The following is a 16,398-nucleotide window of genomic DNA, read 5'->3' as shown; positions in this document are numbered from 1 at the left end:
CTACGCATTACCCGGGAGTTGTCATGTTGGAAGCCTACCGCCACCACGTCGCCGAGCGCGCTGCGCTTGGCATCCCGCCGCTGCCGCTGAGCGCGCAGCAGACGGCCGATGTCATCGAACTGCTGAAGAACCCGCCGCAGGGCGAGGCCGAGTTCCTGCTCGACCTGCTGACCCACCGCGTGCCGGCCGGCGTTGATGACGCTGCCAAAGTCAAAGCCTCGTACCTGGCGGCGATCGCCCTGGGCAGCGAGCAGAACCCGCTGATCAGCCGTGAGCGCGCCACCGAACTGCTGGGCACCATGCTCGGCGGTTACAACGTTGCCCCGCTGGTGCAGCTGCTGGACGACGCCAGCGTCGGCACCATCGCCGCCAACGGTCTGAAGAAGACCCTGCTGGTGTTCGATGCCTTCCATGACGTGCAGGAAAAGGCCAAGGCGGGCAACGCCAACGCCCAGGCCGTGCTGCAGAGCTGGGCCGATGCCGAGTGGTTCACCGGCAACCCGGAAGTGCCGCAGAGCCTGACCGTCACCGTGTTCAAGGTGCCGGGCGAGACCAACACCGACGACCTGTCGCCGGCGCCGGACGCGACCACCCGCCCGGACATCCCGATGCACGCGCTGGCGATGCTGAAGAACAAGCGCGATGACGCGCCGTTCACCCCGGAAGAAGACGGCAAGCGCGGCCCGATCCAGCAGATCCTCGACCTGAAGGACAAGGGCCACCTGGTGGCCTACGTGGGCGACGTGGTCGGTACCGGTTCCTCGCGCAAGTCGGCCACCAACAGCGTGCTGTGGTGGACCGGCGATGACATTCCGTTCATCCCGAACAAGCGTGCCGGTGGCGTCTGCCTGGGTTCGAAGATCGCCCCGATCTTCTACAACACCATGGAAGATGCCGGTGCGCTGCCGATCGAGCTGGACGTGTCGAAGATGGAGCACGGCGACGTGGTCGAGCTGCGTCCGTACGAAGGCAAGGCGCTGAAGAACGGTGAAGTGATCGCCGAATTCCAGGTCAAGAGCGAAGTGCTGTTCGACGAAGTGCGTGCCGGTGGCCGCATCCCGCTGATCATCGGCCGCGGCCTGACCGGCAAGGCGCGCGAAGCGCTGGGCCTGGCCCCGACCGACCTGTTCCGCCTGCCGGTGCAGCCGGTCGACACCGGCAAGGGCTTCTCGCTGGCACAGAAGATGGTCGGCCGCGCCTGTGGCCTGCCTGAAGTTAACGGCGTGCAGCCAGGCATGCGCCCGGGCACCTACTGCGAACCGAAGATGACCTCGGTCGGCTCGCAGGACACCACTGGCCCGATGACCCGTGACGAGCTGAAGGACCTGGCCTGCCTGGGCTTCTCGGCCGACCTGGTGATGCAGTCGTTCTGCCACACCGCTGCGTACCCGAAGCCGGTGGACGTGAAGACCCACCACACCCTGCCGGAGTTCATCTCCACCCGTGGCGGCGTCTCGCTGCGCCCGGGCGACGGCGTGATCCACAGCTGGCTCAACCGCATGCTGCTGCCGGACACCGTCGGCACCGGTGGTGACTCGCACACCCGTTTCCCGGTGGGCATTTCGTTCCCGGCCGGTTCGGGCCTGGTCGCCTTCGCCGCGGCCACCGGCGTGATGCCGCTGGACATGCCGGAATCGGTGCTGGTGCGCTTCAAGGGCAAGATGCAGCCGGGCGTGACCCTGCGTGACCTGGTCAACGCGATCCCGCTGTATGCGATCAAGTCGGGCCTGCTGACCGTGGCCAAGGCCGGCAAGAAGAACATCTTCTCCGGTCGCATCCTGGAAATCGAAGGCCTGCCGGAGCTGAAGGTCGAACAGGCGTTCGAGCTGTCCGACGCTTCGGCCGAACGTTCGGCCGCCGGTTGCTCGGTGCGCCTGAACAAGGAACCGATCATCGAGTACCTGACCAGCAACATCACCCTGTTGAAGTGGATGATTGCCGAGGGTTACCAGGATCCGCGTTCGCTGCAGCGCCGCATCGAGAAGATGGAAGCGTGGCTGGCCAATCCGGAGCTGCTGGAGCCGGATGCCGACGCCGAGTACGCCGCCGTCATCGAGATCGACCTGGCCGACATCCACGAGCCGATCGTGGCCTGCCCGAACGACCCGGACGACGTGAAGACCCTGTCCGAAGTGGCCGGTGCCAAGATCGACGAAGTGTTCATCGGTTCGTGCATGACCAACATCGGTCACTTCCGTGCGGCTGCCAAGCTGCTGGAAGGCAAGCGTGACCTGCCGACCCGCCTGTGGGTGGCCCCGCCGACCAAGATGGATGCCTCCGAGCTGACCAAGGAAGGCGTGTACGGCACCTTCGGCGCCACCGGCGCACGCATGGAAATGCCGGGCTGCTCGCTGTGCATGGGCAACCAGGCACAGATCCGTGAAGGTTCCACCGCGATGTCGACCTCGACCCGCAACTTCCCGAACCGCCTGGGCCGCAACACCAACGTGTACCTGGGTTCGGCCGAACTGGCCGCGATCTGCTCGCGTCTGGGCCGCATCCCGACCAAGGAAGAGTACATGGCCGATGTGGGCGTGATTGCCGCCAGCGGCGCGGAGATCTACCGTTACATGAACTTCGACCAGATCGAGGAATATCAGGACGTGGCCAAGACGGTCGCTGCCTGATGCGGTAATGCCGGCCACTGGCCGGCACCCCGTTGAAACGAAGAACCCCCGGTGAGAGCCGGGGGTTTTTTGTGCGTGCAGCGTTAGACTTGCCGCCCCGCTTGTTGGAGTACACGGATGTTGCAGGATCGATTGAAGGGGAGTCGCACGTGCTGCGGTCACTGGGCTGGCAGTGCGGTGGTGCTGGCCACGCTGATGATGGCCCCTGCCGCGATGGCGCAGCAGGCGGTGCATCGAGCTGTTGTCGAGCCCGATCGGCCAGCGCACGTGCCGGCGTCGATCGTGATGGAGACCAAGCACAGCAATCCGCCGCGTTATCCGTCGCAGGCATTCCGTGATGAAAAAGAGGGTGAAGCGATCCTGATGGTGCAGGTGGCTGCCGATGGGCAGTGGGCCGGCGCGACCGTGCTGCAGAGCACTGGATGGCCGGAACTGGATGAGGCGGCGCAGGCGGCGACACGCAAGTGGCGCTACCTGCCGGCCAGCGAGGATGGCGTACCCGTGCCGGGAGAGATCCGCGTGCCGGTGTCGTTCAAGCTGTGATCACGCGTTGGTGATGCCGTTGCCCGGCACTGCCTGGCAACGGCGTTGGTCCTGCCGCGGTGCCGACGCTCTACTGCGCGGCACACGCCTTGGGGGCGTGCACGAGGTTGACGCGCAGGCTGCCATCGGCAGCCACCTGCTTGCTCTCGAGCACGCACATCTCGTTCTCGAGCCGCATCATCACTTCGTAGTCCTGACCCGCCTTCGGCACGAACTGGATCGACAGCGAGTCCGGTGCTGCTCCGCAGCGGAGGTGGGCGACGTTCTGGAACTGTGCGTCGAAGATCAACGGCTTGCCGGCCTCCACCGAATACTCCTGGAAGTTCGGGTTAGAGAACAGGACGCTTTTCATCGCACGCACGGTGTCGGTTTCCGGCATTCCGATGGAAATGTTCTGCGGGCTGCCGCCGACCAGGCTGCCTACGGCTGCGCTGTTGCTGCGCGCGACCACGACTTTCCTTCGCGCGTCGCCACGGCATTGGCCACCGATATGCATGGTGATGCTGCGGCCGTTGGCACCGAAGATGCGGATGCGGGAGCGATTGCCGGCGGGCAGGGCAGCAGCAATGGCGCTGGCAGGCGCTGCGGCGCGCATCGCAGACGGAAACGCTTCTGGCAGACGCGCGACGAATCGCGCCACGCACTGCTCGGCCAGCTCGTCGGACACGCTCCTCACTTCGGCATAGTCATCCGCCTGCCACTGTGGCAGCGCAGCGGACTGCGTGCCATCGGTGCAGTCAACGGTCATGGCCGATGCGCCCGAGGCCGGCAGCACCTCGATCGTGGTGCGGTGCTTGAGCTCGTAGGGGATCTGCGAGCCACTGAGCTGCCCATAGACCAGCGCCCACTCGTGCGGGTCGGCCCGCACGGTCACGGGGGCGCTGGGAACCGCGTCGGGATAGGCATTGAAGTACTCGGAAAGACGCTGCTGCAGCAGTGCCGGCACCCGCTCCACTGCGGGGCTGGACACGCCTTCGACGGTGTCGCCGCGCAGGGTGTCCTTGGAGAAGCCACGCGCCTTGCGTGCACCGACCACGGCCAGGGCGAAGATGTTCATCTTGGCCAGCGTGGCCACGCCCATGTCCGATCGGGTCACCAGTCGCAGGTCTGCGTCACCGGAACGCTTGCCCTTGGCATCGGTGCCGGTGCCATGGTCGATGTGGACCGCCTTCATCCAGTCCGTGGACAGTACCGGTGCCGGATGGCCGGCGTCTGTGGCCGTTGCGGCCTCGTCCTGGGTTGGCACTGGATCGAGCGAGGCGGCACTGATCGCAGCGGCCAGCTGGACGCTTGGCGAAGGGAACACGGTGGGCAGCTGTTCCACGAGCCGGTCAACGCAGCGCTGCGCGAACTGGCGTGCCGCGGTCCTGACCTGCGCGTAGTCATCTGCCTGCCAGTCTTCCAGCGGCGCCGTCTGCACCGGGTCGCTGCAGGTGATGCTCAGCCAGGGCGGGCTGCTGGGGGACGACTGTGCAATGGTGAGGGTGGCCTCATGCTGCAGATCGTACGGAACCGCGTTGCCCGACAGCGACTGGTAGGTGAGCGACCACAGGCCGGCGTTTGCGCTGACGATCTGCGCGTGCTCGGGAAGCGCATCCGGATGTGCGATGAAGTACTCGGCCAGATGGCGGCGCAGCAGTGCGGGGATTTCGTCGACGGCCGGGCTGGGCACTGATTCGATGACGGTGCCCCGCAGGTTCTTCTTCGAGAAGCCATCGACACGGCCACCGCCGGCCTTGGCGGCGGCCGCCAACTGGACAAGCTTGAGCGTGACCACTTTGCCGGTGTCGCCGCGCGAGACCAGGCGCAGTTTCAGATCGACATCGCGGTGTCCAGGCAGACTGGCAGGCGCGCCCTGTACCACCTGGATGCGGGTGCTCCAGTCATCGGGAGAGGGCGGAGCAGCCGCGCCGTCGACCGCTTGGGTGCGGTCTGCGTCGGTGGCAAGGGCAGCGTCGTGTACCGGGACGGCAGCGGGGTCTTCTGCCGATGCCGGCGGAGTCAGCATCAGGCCCAACGCGATGGCGGCAGGCAGGCAGTTCAGGCGTAGTGCCACAGTGGAGCTCCTTGGGGAAACGCGATGAAGAACGGCCGGGTCCCCTTGGCCGGCCGTTCGGGATAAGGTGTGTTGCGCGTGGGCTCAGCCGCGCGCCAAGGCCAGCAACCGCTCGGCAATCCGCTCGAGAGGGACCTGTTCTTCGGCGGCGCCCAGCTTGAACGCGGCGCCGGGCATGCCCCAGACCACGCTGCTGGCCTCGTCCTGCACCAGCGTCGGTGCGCCGGCCTGGCGCATTTCCAGCAGGCCGCGTGCACCATCGTCGCCCATGCCGGTGAGGATGGCACCGATGGCGTTGCCACCGGCGCTCTGCGCCACCGATCGGAACAGCACGTCCACCGCCGGCTTGTGCCGGTTCACCGCCGGGCCGTCGTCGACCCGGCAACGCCAGCGCGCACCGTCACGGATGATGCGCAGGTGCTTGCCGCCCGGGGGCAGGTAGGCATGCCCGGGCAGCACCGCTTCGCCGTCGCTGGCTTCGCGCACGGCCATCGCCGAGTGCCGGTCCAGGCGCTCGGCGAACGCCGTGCTGAAACTGGCCGGCAGGTGCTGGGTCATCACCACGGCCGGCGCGTCGGCGGGCAGGCCCTCCAGCACCACGCGCAGGGCTTCGGTGCCACCGGCGGATGAGCCGATCGCGATCAGGCGGTCGGTGGTACGGAACTGCGGCGCGGCCGGGCGCATCGCCGGGGCGGCTTCGAGCGTGAGCTTTGGCGTGGCAGCGCGCACCAGCGGGCGCACCCGCGAGCGTGCCGCCATCTTCACCTTGGCGATGATCTCGTCGGCATAGCCCTGCAGCCCACGGGCCACATCGAGCTTGGGCTTGGAGACGAAATCGACGGCGCCCAGTGACAATGCCTGCAGAGTGGTGTCGGCGCCGCGCTCGGTCAGCGAGGAGATCATCACCACCGGCAGTGGATGCAGGCGCATCAGGTTTTCCAGGAACGCCAGCCCGTCCATGCGCGGCATTTCCACGTCCAGCGTGATCACGTCCGGGGCCAGGCGCTTGATCTTCTCGCGCGCCAGCAGCGGGTCGGCGGCGGTGCCGACCACGTCGATGGCCGGATCGCTGGACAGGATCTCGGTGAGCATCTGCCGCACGACGGCAGAGTCGTCGACGATCAGGACCCGGCAGGGGGCGTTGCCGGTCAGGGTCATTCGAACAGCTCCACGCCACCGGTGACCGGGGCCTTGGACAGGCGTGCACGCACGGCCGATTCGGTCGCGGCCACTTCGGCTTCATGGGCGTGCGGCAGGCGCTGCACCACCACGCGGCCGGTATCGGCGAAGAACCAGATCTTGCGCGGATGGATGCCGCACAGGTCCTCGGCGATGATCGGGATGTGCTCGGCCTGCAGGTACTGGCGCACGAACTCGGCGTTGCGGGTGCCGACCGGGTTGCTGGTGAAGCCCTTGAGCACGTTGGCGCCGCCGAACACCTTGGCTTCGATGCGCTTGCGGTGCGCACCGCGCTTGAGCATGTCGTTGATCAGCAGTTCCATCGCGTAGCTGCCGTAGCGCGCGGGGGCGCCATCACCGGCGTTGCCTTCGGGCAGCAGGAAGTGGTTCATGCCACCGATCTTCAGTACCGGGTCGCGCAGGCAGGCCGCCACGCAGGAGCCGAGCGTGGTGGTCAGCGCGGTGGTGTCATCGACCACCAGGTACTGGGTGGGCAGCAGCTTGGCGGCGATGGTCTTGAAGCGTGCGTCCTGGTAGCGCATCACATCGTCGGTACGCAGCGAGGCATTCATGCGCCGGCCTTTGCCGCACGGCGGTACAGGGTGCGCCCGCAGGGCTGGATGAGGTCGGCCGCGTGCAGGTAGTTCTCCGAGTGGCCGGTGTACAGCAGGCCGTCGTCGGCCAGGTGCTGCACCAGGCGGCCGAGGATGGCGCGCTGGGTGGGCTTGTCGAAGTAGATCATCACGTTGCGGCAGAACAGGGCGTCGAACGGGCCGCCGACGTCGTAGCGCGGGGCCAGCAGGTTCAGCGGGCGGAACTCGATCAGGTCGCGCAGCGCCGGCAGCACGCGGCACTGGCCCTCGTTGGGGCCGCTGCCGCGCTGGAAGTAGCGGCGGCGCAGGTCCGGATCGAGGTTGGCGACACGGTCGATGTTGTAGACGCCGCGGCCTGCAGTGGCCAGTACCTGGGTGTCGACGTCGGTGGCGACGATGCGTACCGGCGGCTTCAGCGTGCCGAATGCTTCGCAGGCGGTGATCGCCATCGAGTAGGGCTCTTCGCCGGTGGACGCGGCGCACGACCACAGCAACAGCGGCGTGCGGCCGTTGCGCTGCTGCAACTCCTCGCGCAGCTTGTCGAAGTGGTGCGGCTCGCGGAAGAACGAGGTCAGGTTGGTGGTCAGCGCATTGGTGAACGCCTGCCACTCATCGCCATCCTCCTGTTCCAGATGATCCAGGTACTGCTGGAAGCTGCGCATGCCGAGCGTGCGCAGGCGGCGCGACAGGCGGCCATAGACCATGTCGCGCTTTGCCGGCGCGAGGGCAATGCCCACGCGCTGGTAGATCAGGTCGCAGACACGGCGGAAATCACGGTCGGCGAACTCGAATTCGCGGGGGCCGGTGACGATGGGAGTAGGACTTTGCACGGGGGACGTGTCCATCGGCGGGGGCGGCGGCCGAAGCCGCCGCGGGTGGGTCTCAGAATTCCTGCCAGTCGCTGTCGCTGGCGACGAAGGTGCTGGCGTTGCTGCTGCGGCGGACCGCCGCCGGCGCAGGCGCCGCCTGCGGGCGCGGCGCGCTGGCGGTGACGCGGGCCGGCTCGACGTGGGCGGCCACCGCCTTCATCGCGGCCGAGACCTGGTTGTCGAGGCGGAAGATCGCCACCGCGTCGGCCAGCTGGCCGGCCTGGTCTTCCATCGCGCGCGCGGCGGCGGTGGCTTCTTCCACCAGCGCGGCGTTCTGCTGGGTGGTTTCGTCCATCTGCACCACGGTCTGGTTGACCTGTTCGATGCCAGCGGACTGTTCCTGCGAGGCGGCCGAGATCTCGGCCATGATGTCGGTCACGCGCTGCACCGAGGCGACGATCTCGCCCATGGTGCTGCCGGCCTGGTGCACCAGGCTGGAGCCCTCGGCGACCTTGCCGACCGAATCGTCGATCAGGCCCTTGATTTCCTTGGCGGCAGCGGCCGAGCGCTGGGCGAGGGTGCGCACTTCGCTGGCGACCACGGCGAAGCCACGGCCCTGTTCACCGGCACGCGCCGCTTCGACCGCGGCGTTCAGCGCCAGGATGTTGGTCTGGAACGCGATGCCGTCGATGACGCTGATGATCTCGGCGATCTTCTTCGACGAGGCTTCGATGGCCGACATGGTGGTGACCACCTGGCCGACCACCTCGCCACCCTGCGAGGCGACACCCTGCGCGCCGATGGCAAGCTGGTTGGCCTGGCGGGCATGTTCGGCGTTCTGGCGCACGGTGGAGGTCAGTTCTTCCATCGACGCGGCGGTTTCTTCCAGGTTGGCGGCCTGCTGCTCGGTACGGCGCGACAGGTCGCCGTTGCCCGAAGCGATCTCGCCGGCGGCCAGGGTGATGCTGGAGGCGCTGGCCTGGATCTGGCCGACGATCTGGGTCAGCTGGGCGACGGTGGTGTTGGCATCGTCACGCATGCGTGCGAACACGCCCTGGTAGTCGCCGTGCATGCGTGCGGTCAGGTCACCTTCGGCGATGGCCGACAGCAGCTGCGAGAGCTTGCCGAGGTTGTCATCGCTGACCGCCATCATCGCATTGAGGTTTTCCAGCATCAGGCGGAAATCGTGATCGAAGCGCTGTGCGTCGCCACGGCGGCTGAAATCGCCTGCGGCGGCGGCGCTGGCCAGCTGCTTGATCTCGGCATTGATGCGGCCGAGATTGGTTTTCACCGTATCGACGGTGGCGGTCATGGTGGCCTTCTCGCCCGGATAGCGCGCGATGTCGCGGCTGAGGTCGCCGATCGCATACTGCTGGACCACGTCAAGCACGTCGTGCAGGGTCTGCACATGGCCGCCGACCAGGGCGTTGGTCTCCTGCACCATCAGCCCGTACTCGCCGGGGAAGGCGCTGGCGTCGATGCGGTAGCTCAGCTCGCCGGCATCGTGGCGCCGCGCCATTTCGCGCTGGCCGCCGATCACCGCGTGCAGCTGCTGCTGCATGCCCGACATGGCGTGCAGCAGGCGGCCGGGTTCGTCGTGCGGCTGCGGGCCGATGTGGCTGTCCAGCTTGCCGCTGGCAATGCCTTCGGCGACGGCGGTGGCCTGCTTCAGCGGACGCGCGATGCGGTTGCCGATGACCCAGCTCAGGGCCAGCACGATCAGCACCAGCACGCCGCCGGAGACTGCCATGATGGCGGTGAACACCAGTGCCTGCTTCTGCACGTCGTCCATGTAGACGCCGCTGCTGACCACCCAGTTCCAGGGCGCGAACAGGCCGGCGTAGGCCACCTTCCCGACGTCGCCCTTGCTGCCGGGCTTGGCCCAGCGGTAGTTGACGAAGCCGCCACCGGCCTTGGCCGCTTCGACCTGGTCGTAGTAGATGCGTACACCATCGTCGGTGCGGAAGTCCTTCATGTCCTTGCCGACCAGGTCCTTGCGGAACGGGTGCATCAGCAGGCGGTAGCCGGTGTCGTAGATGTTGAAGTAGTACGTATCGTTCTCGGCGCGCATCGATTCCAGCGCCTGCAGCGCGGCGCCCTTGGCGGCCTCTTCGCTGAGCTCGCCGGTACCGGCCAGGCGGTGGTAGTGCTGGAGGATGCCGTAGCTCAGTTCGACCTGGGTCTTCAGCGCGGTCTTGCGGGTTTCGGTGAGGTCCAGGTACTGCATGCGGGCAGCGATCACCGAGAGCGCGATCACGCCGAGCGCGATGAGCAGCGTCAGCAGATTGAGCTTGCGCCGGACGGAGAGGTTGCTGAAGTAGTGTTGCCAGCGATGCAGGAGATTCATCAAGCAGGACCAGGTCGAAACGGGCGGGCGGCGCCGAGCCGGTCACGGCGGGACATGCGGTGACAACCCCGTTATCGGCCGCGCGGGCCCAGGGTTGAGCCGCGCGCGGAAGATGGGCCGCGGCCGTTCAGCCAGCCAGCTGGTCCAGGCGCAAGCGTACCTGCGCCAGGGCGCGTTCCAGGGTGGACGGATCGACCGTTCCCAGCGCGATGCGCAGCGCGTTGGGAACGTGGGTTCCGACCGCGAACGGCGCGGCGGTCGAAAGCACGATGCCCTGCTCATGCAGGTCCTGGCAGATCGCCTCGGCGCGGTCGCGCCCTTCCAGTGGCAGCCACAGCAGGTAGGAACCGGGGTGGCCGACCATCGCCACACCTTCCAGCAGGCGCCTTGCCAGTGCCTGCCTGTGCCGGGCGTCGGCGCGGCGGTGGCGTTCCATGCGGTCGACGGTTCCATCCATCAGCCAGCGGCGCACCAGCGCCGTCACCAGTGCCGGCGAGTTGACCGTGGTGGCGCGGATGGCGCGCTCGATCGCACCCATCATCGCCGGCGGCGCACTGATGTAGCCGAAACGCAGGCCGGTGGCGAGGTTCTTGGACAGGCCGCCGATGTACACGGTGCGTTCCGGTGCCAGCGCCGCCACGGGTACCACGGCGGGCGCGGCCAGATAGGCATAGGCTGCGTCTTCAAGCACCAGCAGCCCATGCTGGCGGGCGATCGCGGCCAGCTCCTGGCGCTGTTGCAGCGTCAGGACGAAGCCCAGCGGGTTGTGCATGGTCGGCATGCAGTACACGGCCTTGACCCGGCGCTGGCTGCACAGCGTACGCAGTGCCTGCAGGTCGGTGCCCTCCGGGCCGACCGGCACCGGGATCATCTCCATCCGCAGCATCGCCGCGATCTGCCTGATCCAGGATAGGTCAACGCATCCACGGCGATGGCATCGCCCGGGCACAGTGCGCCCAGCAGGGCGACGGTCAATCCGTGCTGGGCGCCCTGGACCAGGGCCACGCGTCCGGCATCGGTAGGTACCCCGCGCTGCACCAGGTAGTCGGCCACGAGCTGGCGCTCCTGGGGCCGACCCAGGGGCGGCTGGTACAGAAGCAGCGCTTCCAGGTCGCCCTGCTGTGAGAGGTGGCGCAGGGCCCGGCGAAGCTGCGTGTCCTGGCCGAACGCGGTGGGCATGTTGGCGTTGAGATCGATGCCGCTGCCGAGACCGGCCAGCATGTCGCAGGCCATGCCCTGTGCGCCGAACGCCTCGCGCACATAGGTGCCGCGACCGATCTCACCGATGACCAGGCCCATCCGGGCCAGCTCGGCATAGACGCGGCTGGCGGTGGCAAGCGCCAGATCATGGCGGCGGGCGAGCTCGCGGTGGGTGGGCAGGCGGGTTCCAGGGCGCAGGTTCCCGCTCTGGATGTCCGATACGAGGCCATCGACTACCTGCTTGAACCGTGAGCGTGCCATCCGTGCGCCGAGTGTATCTAGGACAATTTGTTGATTGTACTGATGCCATTCCTAGACTTCGATCGCACCGCCGGACGGGCGGAAAGGAATGGAGCACATCTGTACGGCGATGGAAGGTCACAACGAATTATTGAACTATGCAGCGCATGCACTGGAAGAAATGAACGTGCTGATTCCCCGGATCAAGGGCAGCATGCCGGGCATCCGCCAGGCCCATGAAGCCATCGCCAGCTACCTGCACCGCAGCGTGAAGTTCCTGCTGCCCAATTGCGCGGAGATGATCGATCTGCGTGAGCTGCGCCAGGTGCACGTGGACATGGCGCGCCCGCCGTTCGAGGTGATGGCGCTGGAAGCGGCGTGGATCCTGCCTGACGGGTTGCCGGGACACAAAGGGGCGGGCCATGCGGCGCCTCGGCGCATCGCGCTGTGCCTGAACATGAACCGCGAAGTCGCCGCGGCCTTTCCGGCCACGGAGTGCTTCCTGGATGAACCGGCCGGTGGCGTGGTGGTGATCCCGATCTACTGGCAGGCCGATGCGGCCGCGTGGAAAGTGCCGCTGGGAGGCGTGTTCCTGCCGCACCAGAATCCGTTGAGCCTGTACCGGCCAGAGGAGGCCAGCCTGCCCACGCGCCTGGTCAATGCCCCGGTGGAAGCGATGGCGTCCGGAAAACCCTTGCAGCAGTTCCGGGTTGCGCCGTTCGCGCTGCTGCCGGAATGGCACGCCTGGGCGGTGGAGCAGCAGGGCAGTGCGGCGGTGAAGGCGCAGATCGTGCAGGACTGTCGCGACGAGGTCGCCATGCTGTTGCAGACCTGCTGCGTGCTCAACTGCGCCAATGTCGCGTCGGTGGAGCGGCCGGCCTCGGTGGCGCTGAACAAGCGGCGGATGCGCAGAGGCAAGCAGCCGTTCTTCAGCTACCGGGTGTTCGAGGTGGATGGCGCCACGGCCGCGTCAGACGGCACGGGGCCGGGCGGGGGTGCGGCGGGGCCGCGCACCCACGTGCGCCGGGGTCACATCCGGCGATTGAAGGAAAAGCTGGTGTGGGTGCGCGCCGCCATCGTCAATGCGGGCAGCCCTGATGGCCTGCTGCACAAGAGTTACAGGCTCCGTCAGCCGCAGTGACGGCTGCGTCGGAAAGGAGGGCCGGTGTTGCGACCGGCCCTCCAGGCGTGGCATCAGAACTCCTGCCAGTCTCCGTCGGCCAGTTCGGTGGCCATCGGGCGACCTCCCGCCGTGCGGCGGGCCGGCGGTGCCACCGCAGCCGGAGCTGCCGGGGCGGCGGCGCGCGGTGCCGGGGTGGCGACGCGCGGGGCGGTCACTGCCTCGGCTTCGTCGACCACGAAGATCGACACGGCTTCGCTGAGGTGGCCGGCCTGTTCTTCCATCGCGCGCGCAGCGGCGGTGGCTTCTTCCACCAGCGCGGCGTTCTGCTGGGTGGTTTCGTCCATCTGCACCACGGTCTGGTTGACCTGCTCGATGCCGGCCGACTGCTCCTGCGAGGCGGCGGAGATCTCGGCCATGATGTCGGTCACGCGCTGCACCGAGGCGACGATTTCGCCCATGGTGGCGCCGGCCTTGTGCACCAGCGCCGAGCCGTCGTTGACCTTGCCGACCGAATCGTCGATCAGGCCCTTGATTTCCTTGGCGGCGGCGGCCGAGCGCTGGGCGAGGGTGCGCACTTCGCTGGCGACCACGGCGAAGCCACGGCCCTGCTCGCCGGCACGCGCCGCTTCCACCGCAGCGTTCAGCGCCAGGATGTTGGTCTGGAACGCGATGCCGTCGATGACGCTGATGATCTCGGCGATCTTCTTCGACGAGGCCTGGATGGCGGACATGGTGGTGACCACTTGGCCGACCACTTCGCCACCCTGCGAGGCGACGCCATGCGCGCCGATGGCGAGCTGGTTGGCCTGGCGGGCATGTTCGGCGTTCTGGCGCACGGTGGAGGTCAGTTCCTCCATCGAGGCGGCGGTTTCTTCCAGGTTGGCGGCCTGCTGTTCGGTACGGCGCGACAGGTCGCTGTTGCCCGAGGCGATTTCGCCGGCGGCCGAATTGATCGCGCGGCTGGACTGCTTGATGCGGGTGACGATTTCGCTCAGCTGTGCGGCGGTTGCGTTGGCATCGTCGCGCATGCGGGCGAACACGCCCTGGTAGTCGCCGTGCATGCGCACGGTCAGGTCACCCTGCGACAGCGCGGCGAGCAGGCCGGAGATCTGTTCGATGCTGCCGGCGTTGGCGTCAAGCAGGCCGTTGATCTGCTGGGCCAGCTGCAGGAAGAAGCCTTCCTTGTCGCTGGCGTCGATGCGGCCGGACAGGTCGCCGGCGGCGGCCTGGGCAATCACGCGGGCCACTTCGGCCTCGACCAGCGCTTCCTGGGTGCGGTCACGCCATTCCACCACGTAGCCGACGGTGTCGCCGCCTTCATTGCGGATGGTCGAGACCACCTGCGCAAACTGGGCATCGCCGTACTGCATCGGGCGACGGGCGACGCCGTGCGCCTTCAGGTTGCCGAGCAGGGTCTGGTCCATCTCGCCACGGTGTTCCAGCACGGTAACCGGCTTGCCGATCAGCGAGGCCTGGGCGTCGAAGTCCGGCAGGTCGCGGCGCACTTCATCCTGGTACTGGCTCAGGGTCTGCTGCAGCGCGCGGTTGCTGTAGACGATGGTGTTGCTGGTGTCGGTCAGGTACACGCCGGTCGAGCTGTAGTCCAGCGCGGTGCGGATGCGCAGGTTCTCGCGTGCGACGGCCTGGTCGGTTTCGATGCGCTCACGCAGGTCCCGCTGCATGCGCTGCATGGCCTGCATCAGCTCGCCGACTTCGTCCTGGCGGCTGACATCGATGTGGCCATCGAGCTTGCCGCCGGCCACGTCGTTGGCCACCGAGACGGCGCCACGCACGCTGCCGACCAGGGCGCGGGCGAACAGCCAGACCAGCACCAGGCCGAGTGCGGCGCCGCCCAGCAGGGCGATCACGGTCAGCACGGACGAGGCGGCGTAGGTGGATTCGGCCTCTTCGCGCGAGGCGCGGGCGAGGCGGTTGTCTTCGGCGATCAGTGCTTCCAGCGCCGAAGCGGCCTTGCGGTGCTTGGTGCGGGTCTCGCCGACGAAGGTATCGATGGCGTCGTCCGGCAGGTCCAGTTCCAGCATCTCGGTGACGCTGTCATAGGAGGCCAGGGCGTCCTTCCATTCCTTGGCGAAGGTGTCGAACAGCTTCTTCTGCTGCGCATTGTCGACCAGCGCCGGGTAGCCCTTGATCGACTTGTCCATGTTCCCGCGCAGCTCGACGGCCTGCTTGCGCGCGTCGGACTTGACGTCATCGCTGGCGCGGATCAGCTGCTGGTAGGCGGCGTTGCGGTACTCGCCCAGCATGCCGCGCATCTCGCCGGCCATGCGGATGCTTTCCATGCGCGAACCGGCCAACTCGGTGGTGACGTTGTTCAGCGAATGCAGGCCGCGATAGGCGACGATGCCCTGCAGCAGCATCACCAGCAGGAGGACGCCGAAGGTCAGCAGCAGCTTCGGCATCAGTTTCAGGTTGTTGATCCACGGCATGGGCGTTGCGAGCTCCTAAGGCAGACGCGCCCGGGCATCGGGCCCGGTTGCAGCAGAAACCACGCCGGCACGAGCTCCGGCGTGGTTCGACGGACAGCGGATTACTTGATGTTGGCCAGCTTCAGGCCAGCCGGCGAGCTGACTTCGATTTCCGCACGCGAGGCGTCGCGCTGGATCTTGCCGATCACGCACACGGTCTTGCCTTCCAGGGTTTCCAGCGGGAAGGAGAACTTGCCGCGGTTCTCGCCGGCGATGCGGGCCGAGAAGGTGTGGCGCGGGAAGGCGCCGCCCATGTACAGGAAGGTCGGCTGGCCTTCGGAACCTTCTGCGTAGCGGGCCTTTTCGACCTTGCCACAGACCATGCCGTCCTTGCCGACCGAACGCGGTGCCAGTTCCGGCGGGATCATGTCGGCCGACTGGGCGAACGCGGAGGAGGCGGTGGTGGCCAGGACAGCGGCCGAGACGAACGCAAGCAGGGACTTCATCGAGGTGTATCTCCGGGGATGGTGATGGTCGTTCCGGTTCTGCGCGCTCCTGCGCGACCGGCTTCTGTCCCCCTATCGGCACCGCCAGGGGGAACTGAAGGGTTGTGTGACCAGAACGTGAAGCAGGTCCGCTGGATCAGGCGGCGGCGTCTTCGGCAACGGCGGCCTGGCCCATGTCGGCGCTGTCGAGCAGGGTCTCGATGTCCAGCAGGATCAGCATGCGGTCATCGTGGGTACCAATGCCGGAGATGAAGCGGGTATCGACGGCGGCGCCGAACTCCGGGGTCGGGCGGATCTGCTCGGCCGACAGCGGGATCACGTCCGAGACGCTATCCACCACGATGCCGACCACGCGGTCTTCCACGTTCAGCACGATCATCACCGTGAAGGCGTCGTAGCGGGCGTTGTCCAGGCGCAGCTTCAGGCGCAGGTCGATGACCGGGACGATGGTGCCGCGCAGGTTGATCACGCCCTTGATGTAGTCCGGCGCATCCGGCACGCGGGTGACCGCGTCATAGCCGCGGATTTCCTGCACCTTGAGGATGTCCACGCCGTAGTGCTCGGCACCGAGGGTGAAGCTGAGGAATTCGCCACCGGCGCTGGCGGCGGAGCTGGTCTTGTCGTTCATCGAGGGGTCCTGGTTCTGCCGGAAGTCCCGGTGTCAGGCTCGATATCGGCCCCGCCGTGGGGGACTTTAGCTGTGGCGCCCTGGGCATCCTGCCGGGGAGCGGTAGTGGGGGGGGGGGGCC

The 16,398-nt window shown here is 67.4% G+C and carries 11 protein-coding genes and 1 pseudogene; 3 read left to right on the top strand and 9 right to left on the bottom strand.

Annotation, left to right across the window (positions count from 1 at the left end; genetic code table 11):
* Positions 1–23 precede the first annotated feature (23 nt).
* Both acnB and QRO93_RS09605 read left to right on the top strand, forming a co-directional pair.
* Positions 24–2,627, top strand: a complete 2,604-nt coding sequence (acnB, locus tag QRO93_RS09610) for a bifunctional aconitate hydratase 2/2-methylisocitrate dehydratase (RefSeq protein ID WP_180878091.1) — start codon at positions 24–26, stop codon at positions 2,625–2,627.
* A 195-nt stretch (positions 2,628–2,822) separates the two neighbouring features.
* A complete protein-coding gene (locus tag QRO93_RS09605) occupies positions 2,823–3,170 on the top strand; it encodes an energy transducer TonB (protein WP_285304124.1) in 348 nt (115 codons plus the stop codon).
* 70 nt (positions 3,171–3,240) lie between these two features.
* Here the strand turns inward: QRO93_RS09605 and QRO93_RS09600 are convergent, their stop codons facing one another.
* The 6 genes and pseudogenes from QRO93_RS09600 to QRO93_RS21565 form a co-directional block, all read right to left on the bottom strand.
* Positions 3,241–5,226, bottom strand: a complete 1,986-nt coding sequence (locus tag QRO93_RS09600; RefSeq protein ID WP_164086669.1) for a hypothetical protein — start codon at positions 5,224–5,226, stop codon at positions 3,241–3,243.
* Between the two features lie 84 nt (positions 5,227–5,310).
* Positions 5,311–6,384, bottom strand: a complete 1,074-nt coding sequence (locus QRO93_RS09595) for a chemotaxis response regulator protein-glutamate methylesterase (RefSeq protein ID WP_008268640.1) — start codon at positions 6,382–6,384, stop codon at positions 5,311–5,313.
* Positions 6,381–6,977, bottom strand: coding sequence for a chemoreceptor glutamine deamidase CheD (cheD, locus tag QRO93_RS09590; RefSeq protein WP_008264676.1), 597 nt, complete (start codon positions 6,975–6,977; stop codon positions 6,381–6,383). Before cheD ends, QRO93_RS09595 begins: the two co-directional genes overlap by 4 nt.
* Positions 6,974–7,843, bottom strand: a complete 870-nt coding sequence (locus tag QRO93_RS09585) for a CheR family methyltransferase (RefSeq protein ID WP_040007811.1) — start codon at positions 7,841–7,843, stop codon at positions 6,974–6,976. Before QRO93_RS09585 ends, cheD begins: the two co-directional genes overlap by 4 nt.
* Before the next feature lie 37 nt (positions 7,844–7,880).
* Entirely contained in the window at positions 7,881–10,154 is a 2,274-nt protein-coding gene (locus QRO93_RS09580) for a methyl-accepting chemotaxis protein (protein WP_180878089.1), read from the bottom strand.
* A gap of 127 nt (positions 10,155–10,281) precedes the next feature.
* Positions 10,282–11,615, bottom strand: a pseudogene (locus QRO93_RS21565) (PLP-dependent aminotransferase family protein).
* A gap of 88 nt (positions 11,616–11,703) precedes the next feature.
* Between QRO93_RS21565 and QRO93_RS09565 the strand changes: the two are divergent.
* On the top strand, positions 11,704–12,735 hold the full coding sequence (locus QRO93_RS09565) for a hypothetical protein (RefSeq protein ID WP_197586663.1): 1,032 nt from the start codon (positions 11,704–11,706) through the stop codon (positions 12,733–12,735).
* A gap of 53 nt (positions 12,736–12,788) precedes the next feature.
* On the opposite strand, the gene QRO93_RS09560 is transcribed toward QRO93_RS09565, so the two are convergent.
* From QRO93_RS09560 to QRO93_RS09550, 3 genes are all read right to left on the bottom strand, one after another.
* Positions 12,789–15,164 carry a methyl-accepting chemotaxis protein gene (locus tag QRO93_RS09560; protein ID WP_274512591.1) on the bottom strand — a complete coding sequence of 792 codons (2,376 nt, stop codon included), beginning with the start codon at positions 15,162–15,164 and terminating at the stop codon, positions 12,789–12,791.
* Positions 15,165–15,265: 101 nt separating this feature from the next.
* Positions 15,266–15,649 carry a hypothetical protein gene (locus QRO93_RS09555; protein ID WP_006442858.1) on the bottom strand — a complete coding sequence of 128 codons (384 nt, stop codon included), beginning with the start codon at positions 15,647–15,649 and terminating at the stop codon, positions 15,266–15,268.
* Between the two features lie 136 nt (positions 15,650–15,785).
* Entirely contained in the window at positions 15,786–16,277 is a 492-nt protein-coding gene (locus QRO93_RS09550) for a chemotaxis protein CheW (RefSeq protein ID WP_006442860.1), read from the bottom strand.
* Positions 16,278–16,398 lie beyond the last annotated feature (121 nt).

The sequence above is a fragment of the Stenotrophomonas maltophilia group sp. Smal17 genome, from assembly GCF_030237045.1.
Classification (GTDB): Bacteria; Pseudomonadota; Gammaproteobacteria; order Xanthomonadales; family Xanthomonadaceae; genus Stenotrophomonas; species Stenotrophomonas forensis.
Note: the sequence above shows the minus strand (reverse complement) of the source record. Positions and strands in the feature narration are given on the sequence as shown.

What these genes read in the sequence shown, in the direction of transcription:
- acnB (WP_180878091.1), top strand. Translation starts at nt 24, where the DNA reads ATGTTGGAAGCCTACCGCCACCACGTCGCCGAGCGCGCTGCGCTTGGC.
- QRO93_RS09605 (WP_285304124.1), top strand. Translation starts at nt 2,823, where the DNA reads ATGATGGCCCCTGCCGCGATGGCGCAGCAGGCGGTGCATCGAGCTGTT.
- QRO93_RS09595 (WP_008268640.1), bottom strand. Translation starts at nt 6,384, where the DNA reads ATGACCCTGACCGGCAACGCCCCCTGCCGGGTCCTGATCGTCGACGAC.
- cheD (WP_008264676.1), bottom strand. Translation starts at nt 6,977, where the DNA reads ATGAATGCCTCGCTGCGTACCGACGATGTGATGCGCTACCAGGACGCA.
- QRO93_RS09585 (WP_040007811.1), bottom strand. Translation starts at nt 7,843, where the DNA reads ATGGACACGTCCCCCGTGCAAAGTCCTACTCCCATCGTCACCGGCCCC.
- QRO93_RS09580 (WP_180878089.1), bottom strand. Translation starts at nt 10,154, where the DNA reads ATGAATCTCCTGCATCGCTGGCAACACTACTTCAGCAACCTCTCCGTC.
- QRO93_RS09565 (WP_197586663.1), top strand. Translation starts at nt 11,704, where the DNA reads ATGGAGCACATCTGTACGGCGATGGAAGGTCACAACGAATTATTGAAC.
- QRO93_RS09560 (WP_274512591.1), bottom strand. Translation starts at nt 15,164, where the DNA reads ATGCCGTGGATCAACAACCTGAAACTGATGCCGAAGCTGCTGCTGACC.
- QRO93_RS09555 (WP_006442858.1), bottom strand. Translation starts at nt 15,649, where the DNA reads ATGAAGTCCCTGCTTGCGTTCGTCTCGGCCGCTGTCCTGGCCACCACC.
- QRO93_RS09550 (WP_006442860.1), bottom strand. Translation starts at nt 16,277, where the DNA reads ATGAACGACAAGACCAGCTCCGCCGCCAGCGCCGGTGGCGAATTCCTC.